Consider the following 20,140-nt stretch of genomic DNA (forward strand, 5'->3'; position numbering starts at 1 on the left):
TCAGTAGCCTGGCACCGTGCAGATCTTGGTCGTCGACAACTACGACAGCTTCGTCTTCAACCTGGTGCAGTACCTGGGCCAGTTGGGTGTCGAGGCGACGGTCTGGCGCAACGACGACGCGCGGCTGTCCGACCCGGCGGCAACAGCGGCCGAGGTCGACGGGATCCTGCTGAGTCCCGGCCCGGGCACCCCGGAGCGGGCGGGGGCCTCCATCGACCTGGTCCGGGCCTGTGCCGCGGCGCGCACACCGCTGCTGGGGGTGTGCCTCGGGCACCAGGCCATCGGGGTGGCGTTCGGCGCGACCGTCGACCGCGCCCCGGAGTTGCTACACGGCAAGACCAGCAGCGTTCATCACACGAATAGCGGTGTGCTGCAAGGGCTTCCAGATCCCTTCACCGCGACGAGGTATCACTCGCTGACGATCATGCCGGAGACGCTGCCCACCGAGCTCGATGTGACCGCCCGCACCGACAGCGGCGTGATCATGGGCGTGCGGCACGCCGACCTGCCGATCCACGGTGTCCAGTTCCACCCGGAGTCGATTTTGACCGAGGGCGGCCACCGGATGCTGGCCAACTGGCTGGCGGACTGCGGCCAGACGCGTGACGACGGTCTGGTGGACAAGCTGGAAAGCGAACTGGTGGACAGCCTTGCCACCGTGCGCCAGTACGACTCGGCTACTGACCGAACTTCAGCGTGATGCTGCCGTCCCGGGTGGCTCCCTGACCCGCGCTCGGGCTCTGGTAGACCACCCGGTTGTGCTGCGAACCGCCGGCGTCGACATCGGGGCCCCGGTCCAACGGCCCGATCCAACCCAACGCGCGTAACCGCGGTTCGGCATCGGTCCAGAACATCCCGGTGATGTCGGGCATCACGAACTGGTTGCCCTTGGACACCTGCAACTCGACCACCGTGTCGACCGGAACATTGGCTCCCGCAGGGGGATTGGTGCCGATGACGGAGCCGGCCGGCTTGAAGCTGTCCACCGCGGCCTGGGCGAACTTGGAAAAGCCGTACACCGTGAGATTCTTCTGGGCCTCGTCGGCGGTCTGCCCTGCGACGTCGGGAATCTGCTTGCTGGACGGGCCGGACCCGATGATGACGGCGATCTCGTTGGTGATCGCCGACGTCTGGTTGGCGGGCGGATTGGTGCCGACCACCTTGTCCTTGGTCTCCGGCGTCGACGGCGAATGCACCTGCTTGAAGCGGGTGAAGCCGGCGGCCTTGAGCTTCTTGACGGCCGCGGAGTAGCTCAGCGACGACACGTCGGGCACCTCGCGCTGCTCGGGACCGGTCGACACGTTGACTGTGATCAGCTCTCCCGCACCAACTTTGGTGTTGGCGCCCGGATCGGTGCTGATCACGTGGTCCGGCGGGACCGTCGAGTCGGGCTGCTGCTGGGTGCGGGTCTTGAAACCGTGGTTCTGCAGCGCCGCGATCGCGTCGGCGGATGCCTGGCTGCGAACGTCGGGCACCTGCACGTTGCGCATGCCGCCGCCCAGGGTGTTGATCAGCACGGTGACCACCACCGTCAGCACGGCCAGCGCCGCGACGGCGATCACCCAGCGGCTGACCGACCCGGAATTGCGTGGGCGGACGAAGTCCAGCTGCTGGCGCGGCAACGGATTGGTCTGTGACTGAGTCGAATCCGACGAGTGCGGCGAGGCCATCAACGACGAGCGATCGGCCTCGGTGAGGATCTTGGGCGCTTCCGGCGGTTCGCCGTTGTGCACCCGCACCAGATCGGCGCGCATCTCGGCAGCGGTCTGGTAGCGGTTCTCGGGGTTCTTGGCCAGTGCCTTGAGCACCACGGCGTCCAGGTCGGCGGAGATGCCCTCGTAGCGTTGCGACGGCGGAACCGGGTCTTCGCGGACGTGCTGGTAGGCGACCGCGACCGGCGAGTCACCGACGAAAGGTGGTTCGCCGGTGAGCATTTCGTAGAGCACACAGCCCAGCGAGTACACGTCGGAGCGCGCGTCGACGGTGTCGCCGCGGGCCTGCTCGGGTGAGAGGTATTGCGCGGTGCCGATCACCGCGGCGGTCTGAGTGACGCTGTTGCCGCTGTCGGACAGCGCCCGCGCGATGCCGAAATCCATCACCTTGACGGCGCCTGCGTGCGAGATCATGATGTTGGCCGGCTTGACGTCGCGGTGGATGATGCCGTGCTGGTGCGAGAAGTTCAGCGCCTGGCAGGCGTCGGCGATCACCTCGATGGCCCGGGTGGGTGTCATCGGCCCGTCGGTGTGGACGATGTCGCGCAGCGTCACGCCGTTGACGTACTCCATCACGATGTAGGGCAGCGGGCCGGCGGCGGTCTCGGCCTCGCCGGTGTCGTACACCGCGACGATCGCCGGATGGTTCAGCGCCGCCGCGTTCTGCGCCTCGCGCCGGAAGCGCAAGTAGAAGCTGGGGTCGCGGGCCAAGTCCGCGCGCAGCACCTTGACCGCTACATCTCGGGAGAGTCGGACATCCCGGGCCAGGTGGACTTCGGACATGCCACCGAAGCCGAGGATCTCACCGAGCTCATAGCGGTCGGACAGGTGCTGCGGGGTGGTCATCGCGGTTTCTCGTGTTGGGACGCCATCACGCAGGACGACGTCTGCGCGGGCGCCCGCCGGGCTGTGGGCAGCGTGCATTGCCCTCCAGGATTACCCGCATGCAACCGATACGTCCAATTAGTTGGATTTGCCGGCGCGGTTTCTGAATTGCTGGGCGGTGCTCCGGTGTCGGTCACGGTCGGTGCCGAGGGTTGCTGCTGCGAATTGTTGCCGTGCGAGTTCATCACGATGAGGATCGCGATGATGATCGCCAGCGCGCCCAGCACTCCCGCGGCCCACAACAGCGCCCGCTGACCGGAGGAGAACGTCCGCCGCGGCGGCGGGGTGCGATGACCGCCGGTGGCCGGTTTCGTGCGCCGGGCGGCCGGAGCCCGGGTAGTGGCGGCGGTCGACGACCGAGTCTGCCCTCCCGACGGGATGGCCGCCGGGGTGGCGCGCGATCCCCCTGCGGCCTGGTTGGGCCGGGGCGGGCGGCGGCCGGCCCGAACCGCGGCCACGGCGTCGGCGAACGGCCCTCCGCTGCGGTAACGCATGCCCGGGTTCTTCACCAGGGTGATCTCGATCAGCTCGCGCACGTTGGGCGGCAGGTCGGACGGCAGCGGCGGCGGGGCCTCTTTGATGTGCTTCATCGCGACGGTCAGCGCGCCGTCGCCGGTGAACGGCCGCTTGCCCGAAACCGCTTCGTAGCCAACGACTCCCAGCGCATAGACGTCGCTCGACGGGGTCGCATCGTGACCCAGCGCCTGCTCGGGCGCGATGTACTGGGCGGTGCCCATCACCATGCCGGTCTGCGTCACCGGCGCCGCGTCGACGGCCTTGGCGATGCCGAAGTCGGTGATCTTCACCTGACCGGTCGGAGTGATCAGGATGTTTCCCGGTTTGACGTCACGGTGTACCAGGCCGGCGGCGTGCGCGACCTGCAGCGCCCGGCCGGTCTGCTCGAGCATGTCCAAGGTGTGGCGCAGCGACAGTCGCCCGGTCCGTTTGAGCACCGAGTTGAGCGGCTCACCGTTGACCAGCTCCATCACCAGGTACGCGGTGCGGCCCTCGCCGTCCATCTGCGTCTCGCCGTAGTCGTGCACGCTGGCGATGCCGGGGTGGTTAAGCATCGCGGTGGTGCGCGCCTCGACGCGGAATCGCTCGATGAACTCCGAATCCTGGGAGAACTCGGCCTTCAGGACCTTGACCGCGACGCGCCTGCCGAGGCGGCTGTCGACGGCCTCCCACACCTGCCCCATGCCGCCGGTGGCAATCAGTCGCTGCAGGCGATAGCGGCCGGACAGCGTCACACCTACTCGCGGGCTCATGGTCCTCCCTGCAGCGCGGCCTCGATGACGGCGCGCCCGATCGGTGCGGCAAGGGCACCCCCGGTCGCCGACAACCGGTCCGCGCCGTCTTCCACCAGCACCGCCACCGCCACCTTCGGAGCCTTTGCGGGTGCAAAAGCGATGTACCACGCATGCGGTGGTGTGTGGCGCGGGTCGGTGCCGTGCTCTGCCGTACCAGTCTTGGATGCGATCTGCACGCCGGGGATCGCCCCTTTCTGCTGTGTCACATTCTCGGCGCCGACCATCAACTCAGTCAGCTTAGCGGCGACCTGCGGGGACACCGCACGGCGCTGTTGGTGCGGCGCAGTCGTGCTGATGTTGGCCAGGTCAGGTCCCTGCAGGGCGTTGACCAGGAAGGGCTGCATGGTCACCCCGGCATTGGCGATGGTAGCGGCAACCACCGCATTTTCCAGCGGCGTCACCGCCACATCCTTCTGCCCGATGCTCGACATACCCAGTGCCGCCGCGTCGGGGATCGGGCCGATGGTCGACTCGGCGACTTGCAGCGGCGTCGGATCCGGTACGGCGTCCAGACCGAACGACTGAGCCATGCCGCGGATCGCGTCAGTCCCGGTCAGCAGGCCCAGCTGGACGAAAGCGGTGTTGCACGAGCGGGCGAAGGCCTCGCGCAGGGTGACGGTATCGGCGTTGACGCAAGGCTGACCGCCGTAGTTCTCCAGGCTGGCGGTGCTGTCCGGCAGCGGAATCGAGGCCGCGGCGGTGAGTTCGTCGTCTTCGGTGGCGCCGTTCTGCAGGGCCGCGGCCGTGGTGATCACCTTGAACGTCGAGCCGGGTGGGTAGGTCTGCGAGATCGCGCGGTTGATCAGCGGCGAGTGTGGATCGTCGCGAAGCCCCTGCCATGTCTTGGCCTGCTGCTCCGGGTCGTGCGAGGCCAGCTGGTTGACGTCGAACGACGGCGAGGACACCATCGCCAGGATCCGCCCGGTCGACGGCTCCAGCGCCACCACCGCGCCACGGCACGGGCCGCTGCAGCCCTGCTGCATCGCGTCCCAGGCGGCCTGCTGGATGCGCGGGCTGATGGTGGTGTCGACGGTGCCGCCACGCGGATCGCGGCCGGTGAAGAAGTCGGCCAGCCGGCGGCCGAACAGCCGCTGATCGGAGCCGTTGAGCAACGGATCTTCGGCCCGCTCCAGGCCGCTGCTGGAGTAGCGCAGCGAGTAGAAGCCGGTCACCGGCGCGTAGACCGCGGCATTGGGATACACCCGCAGGAAGCGGAAGCGGCTGTCGGTGGCCACCGAGTAGGCCAGCAGTTGGCCGTCGGCGGTGATCTGACCGCGCTGGCGCGAGTACTCGTCGAGCAGCACCCGCTGGTTGCGCGGATCCGACCGCAGCCCGTCGGCGTTGAGCACCTGGGTGAGCGTGGCGTTGAGCAACAACAGGACGATCAGCGCCATCACGGTCACCGAGATGCGGCGTAGAGAGGTGTTCATACCCGCTCGATCACCTCGGTGTTGGAGCTGGCGATCGGCGCTGCGCTGCGCTCCTGCGAACGGAACGGGCGTCGGGCGGCATGCGAGATGCGCACCAGGATCGCCAGCAACACATAGTTGGCCACCAGCGAGGAGCCGCCGTAGGACAGCCACGGAGTGGTCAGACCGGTCAGCGGAATGAGGTTGGTGACGCCACCGACGACGATGAACAACTGGATGGCCAGGGTGGACGCCAGGCCCGCGGCCAGCAGCTTGCCGAAGCTGTCCCGTACCGCGATCGCGGTGCGCATGCCCCGCACGATCACGATCGTGTAGAGCATCAAGATGCCCGCCAGCCCGACCAGGCCGAGTTCCTCACCGAACGCCGCGGTGATGAAATCCGTTGCGGCAGCGGGCACCGTGTCCGGCTGACCGTTGCCCAGCCCGGTGCCGAACACTCCCCCGGTGGCGAAGCTGAACAACGACTGCACGATCTGGTAGCCGGCGCCGTCGGGGTCGGCGAACGGGTCCAGCCACGTCTGCACCCGGACCCGGACGTGGCTGAAGGCGAAGTACGCCAGCACACTTCCGAAGGCGAACAACGCCAGACCGAGGACCACCCAACTGAAGCGCTGGGTAGCCAGATAGACCACCACCAGAAACGACGCGTACAGCAATAGCGAAGTGCCCAAGTCTTTTTCGAAGACCATCACCGCGATGGACGCCGTCCACGCACCCAGCAGCGGTGCGAGATCGCGCGGGCGCGGCAGGTCCATCCCCAGCACGTGTTTGCCGGCGCTGGTGAACAGGCCACGCTTGGCGACCAGGACGGCTGAGAAGAAGATCAGCAGCAGGATCTTGGAGAACTCCGCGGGCTGAATCGAGAAGCCCGGCAACCGAATCCAGATCTTGGCGCCGTTCTGCTCGGACAGCGACTTCGGCAGCAGCCCGGGGATGGCCAGGATGACCAGACCGGACAGCCCGCACACATACCCGTAGCGCGCGAGTTGGCGGTGGTCCTTGAGCAGGATGACCACCGCGGCGAAGGCGCCGAGGCCGACCAGCGTCCACAGGATCTGGGGGTTGGTGACGGCGCGGCCGCTGCCCTCGGCCAGCCGCTCGTCGAGGTCGAGCCGGTGAATCATCACCAGGCCCAAGCCATTCAGTAGCGCCACGACGGGCAGCAGCAGCGGATCCGCATAGGGCGCATAACGTCTGATCGCCAGATGAGCGACGGCGAACACCGCGAAAAAGCCGGCCGCGTAAGTGAACAGCTGCCAGCTGAGCCCACGCTCCTGATCGGCCTGGACGATGGCGAAAGCCGCGGCGGTGATCACTGTCGCGAAGCCCACCAGCAGCAGCTCGGCATTGCGCCGGTTCGGCAACGAGGGTGTGACAGTGACGGGCGCCTGCGGCTGCGTCGTCATTCCGGAGTCCGGCAGTCGGTGCCCGGCTGGGGTGGCGGTGGCGACAATGCCGTGACGGTGGGCGATGCCGGCAGCGCCGTCGGCGACTGGCCCGGCGAAGGTTCTTGTGTCGCCGGGCTTTCCACGCTCGGTGAGGGTGACGGCGACGCGGACGGAGCGGGCGCCGGCGCCGGTGCTTGGGCGCGGGCCAGCGGGCACAGCGGTAACAGGGATTCGGTGGCCAGCCGACGCAGTTGCGCATTGGCCTGATCCAGCGTGCCGACCGGAAGTCCGGCGGCCACTTGCGCCCGCGCCGACTCGGCGAGGTCCGACGGCTTCATCAGCCGGCAGTTCTTGTCGGCGGGCGCGCCGACCCGGATCACCGACAACTGGTTGAGGCCGTTCAAGCAGCCTTGTGAATACGGCTCGTGCAACGGCATTCCCAGGATGGACACCTGGATGCCCTGCATGATCGACACCGCGCCGCTGTAGTCGGTGACGTAGTAGTAACTGCGGATCACCTGGCGGCCGACCGCAACGGCGGCGAGGACCAACAGGATCGCCACCACGAGCCCGATCAGCATCCGCCGCCGCGACCGCCGCGGCGGTGGCGCCGTATCTACTTGCGCCGGAACGCGTTTGACGACATCTTTGCGCGGGTTGAGCGCCGACGCGCGGCCCGCGGAGGTATTCGGGCGGGTCAGCTGGTCGTGGACGTCGGAGTCACCGGACACCGCACCCGCGATGATCGGCTGGGTGGGGCCGTAGTCGTTGTCGACGACGTCGGCGACCACAACGGTCACGTTGTCGGGGCCGCCGCCACGCAACGCCAACTCGATGAGCCGGTCGGCACTGTCGGTGACGTTGGGAATCTTCAGGGCGTCCTGGATGGTCTCGTCGCTCACCGGGTCGGACAATCCGTCGGAGCACAGCAGGTACCGGTCGCCGAGGCGCACCTCGCGCATGGTCAGCGTCGGCTCCACCTCGTGGCCGGTCAGCGCGCGCATGATCAGCGACCGCTGCGGGTGACTGTGCGCTTCTTCCTTGGTGATTCGGCCGTCGTCCACCAGCGTCTGGACGAAGGTGTCGTCTTTGGTGATCTGGGTCAGCTCGCCGTCACGCATCAGATAGCCACGCGAGTCGCCGATGTGAGCCAGCCCGATCCTGTTGCCGGCGAACAGGATTGCGGTCAGGGTCGTGCCCATGCCCTCGAGATCGGGCTCCATCTCGACCTGCGCGGCGATCGCGGAGTTGCCGGAGTGGATCGCGGAGTCGAGTTTCGCCAGCAGGTCGCCGCCGGGCTCGTCGTCGTCGAGATGGGCCAGGGCGGCAATCACCAACTGCGACGCGACTTCACCCGCGGCGTGACCGCCCATGCCGTCGGCCAGCGCCAGGAGGCGCGCACCGGCGTACACCGAGTCTTCGTTGTTGGATCGGACCAAGCCGACATCGCTGCGCGCTGCGTAGCGCAAGACCAAAGTCACGGACGCAACTCAATCACCGTCTTGCCGACACTCACCGGCGTGCCAATGGGAACCCGTACCGCCGTCGTCACTTTCGCCCTGTCAAGGTATGTACCGTTGGTCGATCCTAGATCCTCGACGTACCATTCCGAGCCGCGCTGGGAAAGTCGCGCGTGCCGCGTCGAGGCGTAGTCGTCGTTGAGTACCAACGTAGAGTCATCCGCCCGGCCGATCAGCACCGGCTGGCCGCTCAATGTGATTCGCGCACCGGACAACGCCCCTTCGGTGACGACGAGATAGCGTGCGGCACCTCCGCGTTGCCGCGAGGGCAACAGGGTGCCGCGCAACGTCAATCCGCGACGCACCATCACCGCGCCGGTGGGCGCATAGATATCGGTGCGCAGGATGCGCAACACCGACCAGATGAACAACCACAGCAACATCAGGAAGCCGGCTCGCGTCAGTTGCAGTAAGAGTCCCTGCATCTGGCGTCTCCTCCGTCCTGGTTGCCGCGGTCCTCACGTGCCCGGATATAGCAACGTCACGATACTTGGACGGTGGTCGGCGCGCGGTCAAGCTGCATGGCGGGGCGACCTACGAGCTCAATGGATGTGGACCACGATCTCCGAATGGCCCAACCGGATCACGTCGCCGTCGGCCAACTGCCATTCCTGGACGGGTGCGTTGTTGACGGTGGTGCCGTTGGTGGAGTTCAGGTCGGACAGCAGCGCGACGTGGCCGTCCCACCGGATTTCCAGGTGCCGGCGCGAAACACCGGTGTCGGGCAGCCGGAACTGGGCGTCCTGACCGCGACCGATGACGTTGGCGCCCTCACGCAGTTGGTAGGTGCGACCGCTGCCGTCGTCGAGCTGCAGGGTGACGGCTGAACCGGCGGCCGAGTAGCCGCCGCCCTGGCCGTACCCGCTCTGGCCGTAGCCGGCGGGTTCGGCGGGCTGGCCGTAACCCTGGTCGTAGCCGCCCTGGTCGTAGCCGCCGCTCGGCGCCGAGTACGGCTGCTGCCCGTAGTCCTGGCCCTGGCGGCCGTATTCGGGTTGCTGGCCGTACTCCGGGCGGCCGTAGCCGCTGCCTCCGCCGTAGCCCTGGTCGTAGCCGCCACCTTGCTCGGGGTAGCCGCCACCCTGCTCCGGGTAGCCGCCGCGTTGCTCGGGTGCGCCGTAGCCGCCCTCGTCCTGCCGGGCCGGGCCGCGGCCGTAGTCGGCGTATTCGTCGTAGCCCTGGCCACCGGGGGCCGGCTGGCCGTAGCCGCTCTGGCCGTAGCCGGCGTCCGGACGCTGCCCGCCGCCATAGCCACCCTGTTCGGGGTAGCCGCCGCGTTGGCCGTAGCCACCCTGGTCGGGGTAGCCGCCGCGTTGCTCGGGTGCGCCGTAGCCGCCGCGCTGGTCATAGCCGCCCTGGTCGGGGTAGCCGCCGCGTTGCTCGGGTGCGCCGTAGCCACCCTGCTCGGGGTAGCCGCCGCGCTGGTCGTGGCCGCCTTGGTCGGGGTAGCCGCCGCGTTGGTCGGGTGCGCCGTAGCCGCCCTGTTCGGGGTAGCCGCCGCGCTGGTCGTAACCACCACGCGGTTCCGGCGCGGCGTGCGGGTCATCCTGCGGGCGCGCGTACGGGTCGTCGTAGTAGTCGTCACCGGGCCGACCCGGTCCCTGGCCACCGCCGTAGCTCGAATTCTCAGTCATCGCTGGTACTCCTGGTTCTGGGTGGAACGCATGGTCTGATTGTGGCGGGGCGAGCTCGCCGGCGCTTAGCCGGGGCTCGGCATCGGGGTTGACAGCGCCGCGGGTGCGGAACTGGCCGGTGTGCAGATTCGCCGAGTGCTCGAACCGGACAACCACGTCACCATATGTTTGCCACCCCTGTTCGCCGATGTATCCCGCCAAATGCTTGGCGAAAGCGTCCGACGTGAGGTCTGGGTCGGCGCCCACTTTCTGGTAGTCGTGCCTACCGAGGGTAATGATGTATTCGTTGGGAGCCAAAAGGCGATTGCCAGCGACGGGACGGACTCCCTCGCCGGACTCCCGGCGCAGCATCGCCTCGATTTCTTGCGACACGATAGAACCGCCGAACACGCGGGCAACCGCATCGCCGACGGAGACCTCGAGTTTGCGCTCGATACGTTGAACTAGCCCCCTTTGGCTGCCCATGTCTGCTCGTCCTTGTGGTCGGTGCCGTACGCGGACTTCGTTCCGGCGTGTCGCATGACGCGTGTCGTACCAGCATGCTATCCGGCAAGCGCAGCGCAGCGGCACCTCCAGAACTCTGAGAATCCTGTTGCGGCAGGTCAATAGCTGCGCCATGCGATTTGGGGCTGCCCGCTGGTTCAGTGATAGGCTCCACCGGTTGTTCAGGGCGAGTGGCGGAATGGCAGACGCGCTGGCTTCAGGTGCCAGTGTCCTTCGGGACGTGGGGGTTCAAGTCCCCCTTCGCCCACATAGGTGACGAGTAGAGAACAGATTCCCCGGCTATCGGCCGGGGTTTTTGTTTTGGGAGCGCCGGCAGTCCGCATCGCTTCGCATTCGCGATGGGTCCCACTTAACTGCCTTCCGGATACGGGGCTACGTCCGGGTCGCCTCGGCGTCGGGAAATGCGTCTTGGACGTGCCCGCCGCGCAGACTGCCGTCGAGGTACGCGGCCCGGCACGCGGCGTGGCCGACCTTGCCGCTGGACGTCCGGGGAATCGAGCCGGCGGGCACCAGCAGCACATCCCGCGCGGTCACGCCGTGGCGCACCGCGATCGCGGCGCGAATGCCTTCCAGGACGGCACCGATGTCGGTCTTGTGCGCGCCCGGCGTGCGTTCGCCGACGATCACGAGCTGCTCCGAGGAGTCCTCGGGGTCGCGGTTGGGCTCCGACGCCTGGGCGGGCAGCTGGTTGGCCGGCACCGAGAACGCGGCCACGTAGCCGGCCCGCAGCGCGGGGCTGGTCTCCTGGGCGGTGTATTCGAGGTCCTGCGGGTAGTGATTGCGGCCGTCGATGATCACCAGATCCTTTACCCGGCCGGTGACGTAGAGCTCGCCTTCGAAGTAGGTGCCGTAGTCGCCGGTGCGCATCCACGGGCCGTCTTCAGCGACCCGCTCGGCGTGCGACGGGGTGGCACGCGTCTGCAGGATGTTGTTGAAGGTCTCCGCACTGTCGCGCTCGTTGCCCCAGTAGCCGACCCCGATGTTGTTGCCGTGCAGCCAGATCTCGCCGATGTGGCCGTCGGGCTGCTCGGTGGCGGTCTCGGAATCGACGATGGCTGCCCACTGGTCGATCGCGACCACGCCGCTGGACACCTGCGCCACCGCCGAGGGTGCGTCGGCGGCGACCAGGCGGAAGCGGTCGCGGGCCAGCTCCTCACGGTCTACGTAGATGGTGGTCGCTTCCTGCTTCATGTCGGTGGTCGAGACGAACAGGGTCGCTTCCGCCATGCCGTAGGACGGCTTGATGGCGGTGGCCGGCAGGCCGTACGGAGCGAAGGCCTCGTTGAACTTGCGCATCGAGGCCGTCGACACCGGCTCGCTGCCGTTGAGCAATGCGAACACGTTGCTGAGGTCGAGCTCGGGGTCGCCGTCCTTCGGCAGACCGCGCAGGGCGGCGTGCTCGAAGGCGAAGTTGGGTGCGGCCGAGAACGTCGGGCCGTCGTCGTCGGGTTGAACCGCGAGCTCCTTGATCCAGCGCAGCGGCCGGCGTACGAACGCCGTGGGGCTCATGATCGTGATGCAGTGTCCGACGACCGACGGGACCATCGCGGTGACCAGTCCCATGTCGTGGAACAGCGGCAGCCACATGACGCCGCGCTGCCCCTCCTCGACCTGCAACGCGGTGATCAGTTGCGCCAGGTTGGTGGCGACCGCCCGGTGGGTGATCTTCACGCCCGCCGGGGCGCGGGTGGACCCGGACGTGTACTGCAGGTAGGCGATCGAATCGGGGTCCGCCGACACCGGCTGCCAGGTTTCGGCGACCTCGTCGGGAATGGCGTCGACGGCGATGACGCGGGGCCGCTCCCCCGCCGGACGGTGCTGGCGGAAGAACTGGCGAACACCGTCGGCGGAATCCGCGGTCGTCAGGATCGCCGACGGCGCGCAGTCACCCAGCACCGAGTGCAGCCGCCCGGTGTGGCCGGGTTCCGCGGGGTCGAACAACGGGACGGCGATGACGTCGGCGTACAGCGCGCCGTAGAACGCCACCATGTAGTCCAGGCCCTGCGGCGCGAGGATGGCGACACGGTCACCCGGCTTGGTCACCTGCTGCAGACGGGCGCCGACCGCGCGGTTACGCGCGCTGAACCGGGCCCAGGACAGGTCGTGGTAGACGCCGTCGCGTTCGGTCGAGAAATCCAGGTAGCGGTAGGCCAGCCGCTCCCCACGCATCTTCGACCAGCGCTCGACGTGGCGGACCAGGCTGCCGTTGTCCGGGAACTTGATCCGCCCGGTCTTGGCGTCGACGAACGGGTTGGGCACTGGCATGGCGGGTCTCCTCTGGCGCGTGTGCACCGGCCTCAGCCGGTCTCTCTTCGCTGGCCGGCAGCTCAGATGAGCGCTGCCTACCGACGGACCGAAGCCGACCAGCCGCCCCTGACAGGAGGACGCCGTGCTCGCCAAAAGGGCAAAACGTTCCAAACTCGCCCGCGATCGCCTACCACCGTCCCACATTCGGCCGCCGGAACCACGAGCGCAGCGCCGGATCTTGGCGACGTCACAGGAATCGAGGAGAACCGACCAGCGCCGCCGTCAGGCGACCACCGCGGTCCGCCGGGCTATCAGCTCCGTCAGGGACTGCGGGTCCGGGCGCATCGCACCGCTGAGGGTCAGTCCCAGTGGCGTGCCGCCGACGTCGTCGAAGATCGACACCCGAGCCAGCCGCACCACGCCGCTGAGCGCCGCGATGTCGCGCATGGCGTCGTACAGGGCCCGCTGCTTCCACCGCGGTGAACCGACGCCGTCCAGCGTCTTGGCGCCGGGCGCAGGCGTGCCGAACATCGAGACGGTCTTGGGTGTCGACCAGAATTTGCTGCTGCCCTTGGTCCGCAGGCAGTCGGCCTCGTATACCGCGCAGAACCTGAGATAGTCGGTGCGCCAGGGCAATTGGAGTGCCCACGCCGCGTCCAGGGTCGTCGCACGGTAGCGGTTGAAGTGTTGCAGCTCGTCCAACTCCACAATGAGCCCGTTCGCGAGGGGGCAATCCCAGCCCGTCGGTGTCAGCGCGGGCTGGTCCTGGATGCCGCCGAGCTGGCGGTACAGGTGCAGTACTTGCGCCTGCGCCTCGGCCGGCAGCATGTCGATGCGCAGGCTCGCCGGCGACGGCGCGGCATCGAAGCCCGCGTCCCTCAGCGCCCGCTGCAGCGCGCGTTGTTGGTCGCCGACAGCCACGAGCCGATGCTGCCACGCACTGCGGCGGCGACGGCCGGGCGGGCATGCGACGCGCCCGTTCCGTGTTTGCATGAGACATGAAGGTTCGCTTCGGGGTCGGGCTCGGCCTCAACACCCCGGTCGATCAGCTGCCACCCCTCGTCGATCACCTGGAAAGCAGCGGGGTGGACTCGCTGTGGTTCTCCGAGCTGGTCTACTCACCGGCGGTCGATCCGATGGTCGGTATGGCCTACGCCCTGGCGCGGACGGAGCGACTGAAGGTGGGCACCTCCGTGGCGGTGCTGCCGGGGCGCCATCCGGTGCTGGTGGCCAAGCAGCTGGCATCGCTGGCGGCACTCGCGCCCAAGCGGGTGCTGCCGGTGTTCGGTCTGCAGTCGGCGATACCGGCTGAGCGCGAGGTTTTCCCGGTCCCCAAAGGCAAGCGCGGCGCGGTGTTCGATGAGTCGCTGCGGATCCTGCGCGCCGCTCTGGTCGATGACCCGGCCAGCTACGATGGCGAGTTCTTCTCGGTGACGGCGGCCTCGGTGATGCCGAGACCCACTCCCCCGCTTGATATTTGGCTGGGCGGGTCGGCGCCGGCAGCATTCCGGCGGATCGGCGCACTCGCTGACGGCTGGTTGGGCAGCTTCCTGACGCCGACCGAGGCCGGTGCGGGCCGAGAGGCGATCCAGCGCGCGGCCGCCGAAGCCGGCCGGGAGATCGAGCCGGATCACTTCGGCATCTCGCTGGCCGTCGGCGACGGTGAACTGCCACCGGAGTTGCTTGCGGCGGTGCGGCAACGTCGCCCGGACGCCGACCCCGCTGACCTGGTTGCCGCCGACTGGGGTCAGCTGCACCGCCAGATCGACGGCTACCTGGCGGCCGGTCTGACGAAATTCGTTATCCGACAGGCGGACACCGGATCGGTGGACGCCTTCATCGAGCGCTTCGTCGCAGAACTGGCCGGTCGGCAGAACTGAGCTACAGCGTCTGCACCCAGCGCAAGATGTCTGGCGTGGCCTTGTCGGTGATGTCGCTGAACTCGGGGTGCTTCTTGAGAAAGTCGGCCACCATCGGGCACGTCGCGACGACGCGCATGCCGTCCGCGCGGGTCGCTTCGAGCGCCTGCTGAATCAAGATGGTGGCCAGCCCGCGTCCACCGAAACTCGGGTCCACTTCGGTGTGGTAGAAAACCCGCTGTCGACCACGGTCCGCGATGGCTGCGAGGCCGACGGTCGCACCGTCGACCGCGATCGTGTACTTCCCGTCGGCGGCGCTGACGACGGCCTCGGCGCCGGTCTTGTCTGTTGTCATGTTCGCCGTTGCCCAGTCGTCATTTGCGCGGCGGCTTGATGACCTGCATGGCCAGCTTCATCACCGGACCGGGAACCCGGTCCTTGGCGGCCAGCGCGGCATCCGCAACACGTGAACGCAGCGGAGTGCCGCGACCGAACGCGCGGTTCAGCGGGCCCCCGCTCGGCTCGAGGTCGACATGCAACGGAGGGGCGCCCTCGGTAGCGCCGAGCGCCGTGGATATGACGATCCGCTGAATCTCGCTCGTGCCTTCGAAGATGGTGTACAGCTTGGCATCTCGATACCACTTCTCGACCGGGTGGTCGTTGATGTAACCCCAGCCGCCCAGCGTTTGAATCGCCCGTTCGGTCGCCCGCACGGCGACTTCGCTGGCCGCCATCTTCGACATCGAACCCTCGCCGCGCTCGAACGGAATACCTTGGGCGGCCATCCACGACGCCCGCCAGGTCAGCAGTCGCGCCGCGTCGATCTGGGTGGCGATCTCGGCGAGCGGAAACGCGATGCCCTGGTTGTCCATGATCGGCCCGCCGAAGGCTTCGCGCTGGGTGGCGTAGGTGGTGGCGTACTCCAGTGCTGCCCGGGCGATGCCGATCGCCTGCGCGGCGACCATCGGACGGGTCTGCTCGAAGGTGCCCAGTGTGGCTGAGCCGGAACGCTTTCCGCCGGCCACCACCTCGCGGGCCTTTTCGAGCTTGTGCTCCAACTTCTCCTCACCACCCAGCAGGTTCTCCCCCGGGACCCGGACGTCGTTGAATTTCAGTTCGGCGGTATGCGATGCCCGGCAGCCGAGTTTGTCGAGCTTGCGCACCAACTCCAGGCCGGGGGTGCCACCCGGAACGATGAACAGCGCCTGCCCGCGATGGCCGAGTTCTTCGTCGACGACCGCGTTGACCACGTGCACGTCAGCGATTCCCCCGTTGCCGATCCACATCTTGTGTCCGTTGAGAATCCAGTCGCTGCCGTCGCGCTTGGCGGTGGTGCGCAGATTGCGGACGTCGCTGCCGCCCTCCGGCTCGGAGATCGCCAGCGCCGCCAGCTTCAAGTCGCCGGGTGTGCCGAAACACTGCGGCGCCCAGTCCAGCATCTGCTCAGGCGAGGCCGCCTGCCCGATCGCCGACAACGCCAGCGCGGGCATGACGATGGCCAAACCGATTCCGGCACAACCCCAGAACAGCTCTTCCATGAACATCGGCAGTGAGAGCCCGGTGGGATCGCCGATCAGATCTCGATAGAACAGCGGGCTGTAGAAGCCGCGCTGGGCGGCTTCTTCGAGCACCGGCCACGGGAATTCCTGCTTCTGGTCGTACTCCAGTGCGACGGGCCGGATGACATCGGCGGCGAACTCGTGCGCGCGACGGGCCAGGTCGTGTTGAGCACCGGTCGGTGTCAGGTCGAAGCTCATCAGGGAGGTCCTCCAGGTTGGTTGACCCTTTATTACCCCCTGCTGACGAATTCAATCCCGTCGGGTAAACAAGTGTTCACGCGGCGGAGTGCTGCCCGATCTGGCGAACAGGCAGGTGAAACACCGTCGCGGTGGGTGGCGCGGTGTCGTTTTCCCGGCGTGCCAACAAGGCAGCGTTGTCGGCGAGCTGCCGGGGGCTGATGTCGCCGTCGGCGATCCGGCGTAGCACGGCGTGTGCCTCGGCCAACTGCTCGCGCTTGCGGTACTGGCCGCCGGGCAGTTTCACGCCGGCCCAGACGCCGTATTCTTCGCGATTCTCGACTGCGTACCGCGCGCAGAGCCGCTGCTGCGCGAGCGGGCAGCGCCGCAGGCACTGCAATCGGGCCTCGGTGGCCGACTGTTCGTAGGCGCGGGCCTTCGCGGCACCGTCGCCACCGTCATCGTCGGCGTAGCCGAACCACATCTCCGGGTTGACCGAGCACGGATGTCCCATCTGCCCGCCTCCTTCGTTGTCGAAACGTATATAGAATCGTATACACACGATCTGGCCAGACGCAAGAGTTAGCAGACAGAAACGAATATGCCCAGGCAGCGAGGGGTGGCTGTGTAATATCCGGATATGGCCGGAGCGCTACGGTGAGCCGTGAATCGGCAGGGGCGGCCATCCGGGGATTGCGCGAGTCCCGCAACTGGTCCCTGGCCGACTTCGCCGCCGTGACCGGCGTCAGCATCATGGGGTTGAGCTACCTCGAACGTGGCGCCCGCAAGCCGCATAAAAGCACAGTTCAAAAGGTCGAAAACGGTCTGGGCCTGCCGACCGGCACCTATTCGCGGCTGGTGGTGGCGGCGGACTCGGCCGCCGAACTCGAGCGCTTGACCGCGGCTCCACCCACCGACCTCGCCGTGGCGCGGCCCGACGGCCCGATCGTCGTCGTCCGGCACAACACCGACACCGAAGTGCTGGAGGGATACGCCGAAGCCCAGCTGGATTCCATCAAATCGGCGATCGATCGGTCGCCGGCGAAAACATCAAACGAATATGAGTCGTATATTCTCTCTGTGATCGAACAGTGCGTGAAGGCCGAGATGCTGGCCGCCAACTCCTGGCGGGTCGCCGTCAACGCCGACAGCGAATCTGCGGGACGGCTGATGCTTCATCTCGAAGAGCTGGAAGCGACGCGGGGTGCGCTTCTCGAGCGGGTGTCGACGAGTTTGAGTGCCCGGCTGGACCAAGCGTGCGCCCGCTCGGCACTACCCGAGGCAGTGATCGCGGCACTGCTCGGTGTCACCGTCATGGAGATGTGGGACATCCGAAACAGGGGTGTGATCCCGCCGGGCGCGCTCCCCCGGGTCCGGGCGTTCGCGGAGTCGACCGGGGAGAAGGACGACCAATGACGGCCGACGACGTCGCGGCGTTACGTCGCGCGCACGAGCTGTTCGCCGGCGCCACACACGAGGCAGCCTGGGATGCGCGGTCGGCGCCCTACGACCGCCTGCTCGCCCGCGCGGAAGCACTGAATACCGTTGGTGGACAAGGCGTTTACCAAGCAGCAGCGGGACGAAGCCGCGACGACCTGCGCGCTGCGGCCGCGGTCGACGCGACGTTGACGGCGACTGCCCGCGAGGCCCACCGAGATCGTGCGCACGCCTACACGCTCACCAAGAGCGTGCTCGACGAGGCCCGCGCCGACACCGCGGTGCCGACGCATCCGATGGCCCAGCGTGAGGCGATCCGTCGCCGGGCGGCGCGGTTGCGAGCGCAGCGGGCACACGTCCTGGCGGCTCGGCGGAAGTCCCGTCGGCACCGGTCGCGCTGGCGGGCGGTGCGCTACCGGATGCTGCATCATCCGGCGGGGCTGCGGCTTCCGCCGCCGAACAGCCGGGCCGGCATCGCGGTCCGGGCCGCCTTGTCGCGGCTGGGCCGGCCCTACGTCTGGGGAGCAACCGGGCCCGACCAATTCGACTGCTCCGGGCTGACTCAGTGGTCTTACGCGCGGGCCGGAATTCACCTGGACCGCACCACATATCAGCAGATTTACGACGGCGTTCCGATACCGCGTTCACAGGTCCGCCCAGGCGACCTGGTGTTCCCGACAGCGGACCACGTGCAGCTGGCGATCGGCAACAACCTGGTCGTCGAAGCACCCGAACCCGGTGCCACCGTGCGGATCAGTCCACTGGGCACCGGCGTGCAGATCCGGCGCCCGCGGGGGTAACGACGATGGCGGGTGAACAGGGGCAGGGAGCGGCGGAGCAGGCCGGGGGCACGGTCGAGGCGATCGGGGCACGGCAAGCCGCGTTGCAGTCGCGGCACACCGTCACCGCGGAAGCCGACCGGGCCCTTCTGGAAGCGGTTGCGCGGGCGCACGCGGCCACGTTGGAAGCGACCCAGCGCCTCGACGCGATCGCCGCTGACATCGACCACGCGGTGACGAATCAGTCCGCTCTCGCACTCGACACCGCGATGGGCGCGCGCGAGTTTCAGAAGTTCCTGCTCGCCAAGCAGCAGGAGATCTCAGCGGTGGTCACCGAGGCCCGCCAGGTCGACACCGCATCGCGAGCCGCTCTGGACACGTTGCGTGAGCACTACAACGCGTCCGGCGCCTAGCTCGTCGGCGCCGCCGCGGCTGTGCACAACGGTGAATTGTCGGCGTACCCGCCCCTGGATACTGTCGCCCCCATGTTCGGGCAGCAGATCGACGGCGACGGCTGACGACATGCCCTCCGACCATCAGGAAGGCGACGCGGCCGACGCCATCAGGACTGCGGAAGTCGCTTTGGCACACCAGAATTCGACGGCGGCACAAGTCGACCTGCAAGTCGTTACGGCGGTGTTGAACGCGCATCAGAGGGCCGCCGCAAGCCGGGATGCCCTGGACGCCCTGCAACGCGACATCGAAGGCGCAGTGGCCACCCGGACGGATCTCGACACCCCCGCGGGTGCTCGTGACTTTCAGCGATATCTGATCGGCAAGCTGCGCGACATCCAGGCGGTGGTCGCCGGCGCGAGCCTGGACGACACGTCGAACTCGGCATTGATGGCCGCGTGGACGTCGCTGTACAACTCGTCGAAGTCTGGCCCCGACAACCCCGACGAGGCACGGCCGTCCGCCCAGCCTGCGGCGGCGCCGCAACCACCCGTCACCCAGAGTCCGGAACCTGCAACGGAATCCGGGCTCGACCCGTACCTGGATTCGCTACCCGAGGACGATCTCGGACTGGCACCCGGAGAGCCGTCGGGGGCCTACCCGCCCGGACCGGCGCCGGCAGCAATGCCCAGCATTCCCTCGTTCGGCGGTGGCGGCCTCCCCGGTGGCGGAGGATTCGGCATGCCCGGCGGGCTCCCGCTGTCGAGTTCGCTGCCGGAAGAGTTGTCGCCCAATGAATTCGACGACGCGCGATCGGACCCGGATGACCCTGACAGCCGGTTGGTGTCCGACGCCGAGGAGCACGACAAGGCAGCCGAACCGCCGTCCGGTCCGACCACCGTAACGCTCCCCAACGGTGAGACGTTGACCGCCGCAACACCGCAACTCGCCGCTGTGATCGAAGCCGCGGCGGCTGGCACGCCCGTCGCGGAGGCGTTTCGGCACGAGGGCATCGTCATCCCACCGCCGGGGACGGCGGTCAGTGCTCCGCTGGACCCCGCTGAGCTCACGCCGGGCGACATCGGAATGTTCATCGACCGGCACGCCCTGTCTCTCGGCGAGAGCCGGGCGCTGGTGAACGGACAGATCCAGCACATTTCCACCGTGAGCGGACCCGGCTTCCTAGGCTGGGAGCACCCTCCGGTGCCGGTCACCGCGCCCACGCCGGACACCGCCCACCCGCCGGCACCGACCAGGCCGGCGATCGCCGAGAGAACCGAGACAGCGTAGAAGCGGCCCGGCTCGCGCC

General features: G+C 68.0%; 18 protein-coding genes and 1 tRNA gene. 7 read left to right on the top strand and 12 right to left on the bottom strand.

Annotated elements, in window-relative coordinates; all coding sequences use genetic code 11:
• Positions 1-16 precede the first annotated feature (16 nt).
• A complete protein-coding gene (locus ACZYW1_RS12110; RefSeq protein ID WP_463786033.1) occupies positions 17-700 on the top strand; it encodes an aminodeoxychorismate/anthranilate synthase component II in 684 nt (227 codons plus the stop codon).
• Here ACZYW1_RS12110 and pknB read toward each other — a convergent pair.
• The 7 genes from pknB to ACZYW1_RS12145 all read right to left on the bottom strand — a co-directional run bounded on the left by pknB (position 678) and on the right by ACZYW1_RS12145 (position 10,341).
• Positions 678-2,558: a Stk1 family PASTA domain-containing Ser/Thr kinase gene (gene pknB / locus ACZYW1_RS12115; RefSeq protein ID WP_463786034.1), complete on the bottom strand. Its 1,881-nt coding sequence runs from the start codon at positions 2,556-2,558 to the stop codon at positions 678-680. The two genes, ACZYW1_RS12110 and pknB, sit on opposite strands and share 23 nt — an antisense overlap.
• Positions 2,555-3,865: a serine/threonine-protein kinase gene (locus ACZYW1_RS12120; RefSeq protein ID WP_463786035.1), complete on the bottom strand. Its 1,311-nt coding sequence runs from the start codon at positions 3,863-3,865 to the stop codon at positions 2,555-2,557. The genes pknB and ACZYW1_RS12120 overlap by 4 nt, the downstream gene beginning before the upstream one ends.
• Positions 3,862-5,337 carry a D,D-transpeptidase PbpA gene (gene pbpA / locus ACZYW1_RS12125; RefSeq protein WP_463786037.1) on the bottom strand — a complete coding sequence of 492 codons (1,476 nt, stop codon included), beginning with the start codon at positions 5,335-5,337 and terminating at the stop codon, positions 3,862-3,864. The genes ACZYW1_RS12120 and pbpA overlap by 4 nt, the downstream gene beginning before the upstream one ends.
• The gene (locus tag ACZYW1_RS12130; RefSeq protein ID WP_463786038.1) at positions 5,334-6,743 is read right to left on the bottom strand and encodes an FtsW/RodA/SpoVE family cell cycle protein; all 1,410 of its coding nucleotides are present in this window, start codon (positions 6,741-6,743) and stop codon (positions 5,334-5,336) included. The genes pbpA and ACZYW1_RS12130 overlap by 4 nt, the downstream gene beginning before the upstream one ends.
• On the bottom strand, positions 6,740-8,206 hold the full coding sequence (locus tag ACZYW1_RS12135; RefSeq protein WP_463786040.1) for a PP2C family protein-serine/threonine phosphatase: 1,467 nt from the start codon (positions 8,204-8,206) through the stop codon (positions 6,740-6,742). Before ACZYW1_RS12135 ends, ACZYW1_RS12130 begins: the two co-directional genes overlap by 4 nt.
• Positions 8,203-8,670 (bottom strand): FHA domain-containing protein FhaB/FipA, encoded by a 468-nt coding sequence (locus tag ACZYW1_RS12140; RefSeq protein ID WP_463786041.1) that lies wholly within the window; start codon positions 8,668-8,670, stop codon positions 8,203-8,205. Before ACZYW1_RS12140 ends, ACZYW1_RS12135 begins: the two co-directional genes overlap by 4 nt.
• A 117-nt stretch (positions 8,671-8,787) precedes the next feature.
• A complete protein-coding gene (locus tag ACZYW1_RS12145) occupies positions 8,788-10,341 on the bottom strand; it encodes a DUF3662 and FHA domain-containing protein (protein WP_463786043.1) in 1,554 nt (517 codons plus the stop codon).
• A gap of 203 nt (positions 10,342-10,544) precedes the next feature.
• Between ACZYW1_RS12145 and ACZYW1_RS12150 the strand changes: the two genes are divergently transcribed.
• Positions 10,545-10,627: transfer RNA gene (locus ACZYW1_RS12150), tRNA-Leu, on the top strand.
• Between the two features lie 125 nt (positions 10,628-10,752).
• Here ACZYW1_RS12150 and fadD32 read toward each other — a convergent pair.
• Both fadD32 and ACZYW1_RS12160 read right to left on the bottom strand, forming a co-directional pair.
• Positions 10,753-12,645, bottom strand: coding sequence for a long-chain-fatty-acid--AMP ligase FadD32 (fadD32, locus tag ACZYW1_RS12155; protein WP_463786044.1), 1,893 nt, complete (start codon positions 12,643-12,645; stop codon positions 10,753-10,755).
• Positions 12,646-12,909: 264 nt separating this feature from the next.
• Positions 12,910-13,548, bottom strand: a complete 639-nt coding sequence (locus ACZYW1_RS12160) for a DUF7255 family protein (protein ID WP_463786046.1) — start codon at positions 13,546-13,548, stop codon at positions 12,910-12,912.
• A 77-nt stretch (positions 13,549-13,625) separates the two neighbouring features.
• On the opposite strand from ACZYW1_RS12160, the gene ACZYW1_RS12165 reads away from it, so the two are divergent.
• Positions 13,626-14,507 carry a TIGR03854 family LLM class F420-dependent oxidoreductase gene (locus ACZYW1_RS12165; protein WP_463786047.1) on the top strand — a complete coding sequence of 294 codons (882 nt, stop codon included), beginning with the start codon at positions 13,626-13,628 and terminating at the stop codon, positions 14,505-14,507.
• Position 14,508: 1 nt separating this feature from the next.
• On the opposite strand, the gene ACZYW1_RS12170 is transcribed toward ACZYW1_RS12165, so the two are convergent.
• The 3 genes from ACZYW1_RS12170 to ACZYW1_RS12180 form a co-directional block, all read right to left on the bottom strand.
• Positions 14,509-14,841 (bottom strand): GNAT family N-acetyltransferase, encoded by a 333-nt coding sequence (locus ACZYW1_RS12170; protein ID WP_463786049.1) that lies wholly within the window; start codon positions 14,839-14,841, stop codon positions 14,509-14,511.
• 19 nt (positions 14,842-14,860) lie between these two features.
• Positions 14,861-16,243, bottom strand: coding sequence for an acyl-CoA dehydrogenase family protein (locus ACZYW1_RS12175; RefSeq protein ID WP_463786050.1), 1,383 nt, complete (start codon positions 16,241-16,243; stop codon positions 14,861-14,863).
• 76 nt (positions 16,244-16,319) lie between these two features.
• A complete protein-coding gene (locus ACZYW1_RS12180) occupies positions 16,320-16,736 on the bottom strand; it encodes a WhiB family transcriptional regulator (protein ID WP_463786053.1) in 417 nt (138 codons plus the stop codon).
• Positions 16,737-16,879: 143 nt separating this feature from the next.
• Between ACZYW1_RS12180 and ACZYW1_RS12185 the strand changes: the two genes are divergently transcribed.
• From ACZYW1_RS12185 to ACZYW1_RS12200, 4 genes are all read left to right on the top strand, one after another.
• Positions 16,880-17,638 carry a helix-turn-helix domain-containing protein gene (locus ACZYW1_RS12185; RefSeq protein ID WP_463786055.1) on the top strand — a complete coding sequence of 253 codons (759 nt, stop codon included), beginning with the start codon at positions 16,880-16,882 and terminating at the stop codon, positions 17,636-17,638.
• The gene (locus ACZYW1_RS12190) at positions 17,635-18,459 is read left to right on the top strand and encodes a C40 family peptidase (RefSeq protein WP_463786057.1); all 825 of its coding nucleotides are present in this window, start codon (positions 17,635-17,637) and stop codon (positions 18,457-18,459) included. Before ACZYW1_RS12185 ends, ACZYW1_RS12190 begins: the two co-directional genes overlap by 4 nt.
• Before the next feature lie 5 nt (positions 18,460-18,464).
• Positions 18,465-18,851, top strand: coding sequence for a DUF4226 domain-containing protein (locus tag ACZYW1_RS12195; RefSeq protein WP_463786060.1), 387 nt, complete (start codon positions 18,465-18,467; stop codon positions 18,849-18,851).
• A 109-nt stretch (positions 18,852-18,960) separates the two neighbouring features.
• Positions 18,961-20,121, top strand: a complete 1,161-nt coding sequence (locus ACZYW1_RS12200) for a DUF4226 domain-containing protein (protein ID WP_463786064.1) — start codon at positions 18,961-18,963, stop codon at positions 20,119-20,121.
• Positions 20,122-20,140: the final 19 nt, after the last annotated feature.

The organism is Mycobacterium sp. IDUB_36, from assembly GCF_055419225.1.

What these genes read in the sequence shown, in the direction of transcription:
- pknB (WP_463786034.1), bottom strand. Translation starts at nt 2,558, where the DNA reads ATGACCACCCCGCAGCACCTGTCCGACCGCTATGAGCTCGGTGAGATC.
- ACZYW1_RS12120 (WP_463786035.1), bottom strand. Translation starts at nt 3,865, where the DNA reads ATGAGCCCGCGAGTAGGTGTGACGCTGTCCGGCCGCTATCGCCTGCAG.
- pbpA (WP_463786037.1), bottom strand. Translation starts at nt 5,337, where the DNA reads ATGAACACCTCTCTACGCCGCATCTCGGTGACCGTGATGGCGCTGATC.
- ACZYW1_RS12130 (WP_463786038.1), bottom strand. Translation starts at nt 6,743, where the DNA reads ATGACGACGCAGCCGCAGGCGCCCGTCACTGTCACACCCTCGTTGCCG.
- ACZYW1_RS12140 (WP_463786041.1), bottom strand. Translation starts at nt 8,670, where the DNA reads ATGCAGGGACTCTTACTGCAACTGACGCGAGCCGGCTTCCTGATGTTG.
- ACZYW1_RS12145 (WP_463786043.1), bottom strand. Translation starts at nt 10,341, where the DNA reads ATGGGCAGCCAAAGGGGGCTAGTTCAACGTATCGAGCGCAAACTCGAG.
- fadD32 (WP_463786044.1), bottom strand. Translation starts at nt 12,645, where the DNA reads ATGCCAGTGCCCAACCCGTTCGTCGACGCCAAGACCGGGCGGATCAAG.
- ACZYW1_RS12165 (WP_463786047.1), top strand. Translation starts at nt 13,626, where the DNA reads ATGAAGGTTCGCTTCGGGGTCGGGCTCGGCCTCAACACCCCGGTCGAT.
- ACZYW1_RS12170 (WP_463786049.1), bottom strand. Translation starts at nt 14,841, where the DNA reads ATGACAACAGACAAGACCGGCGCCGAGGCCGTCGTCAGCGCCGCCGAC.
- ACZYW1_RS12175 (WP_463786050.1), bottom strand. Translation starts at nt 16,243, where the DNA reads ATGAGCTTCGACCTGACACCGACCGGTGCTCAACACGACCTGGCCCGT.
- ACZYW1_RS12180 (WP_463786053.1), bottom strand. Translation starts at nt 16,736, where the DNA reads ATGGGACATCCGTGCTCGGTCAACCCGGAGATGTGGTTCGGCTACGCC.
- ACZYW1_RS12190 (WP_463786057.1), top strand. Translation starts at nt 17,635, where the DNA reads ATGACGGCCGACGACGTCGCGGCGTTACGTCGCGCGCACGAGCTGTTC.
- ACZYW1_RS12195 (WP_463786060.1), top strand. Translation starts at nt 18,465, where the DNA reads ATGGCGGGTGAACAGGGGCAGGGAGCGGCGGAGCAGGCCGGGGGCACG.
- ACZYW1_RS12200 (WP_463786064.1), top strand. Translation starts at nt 18,961, where the DNA reads ATGCCCTCCGACCATCAGGAAGGCGACGCGGCCGACGCCATCAGGACT.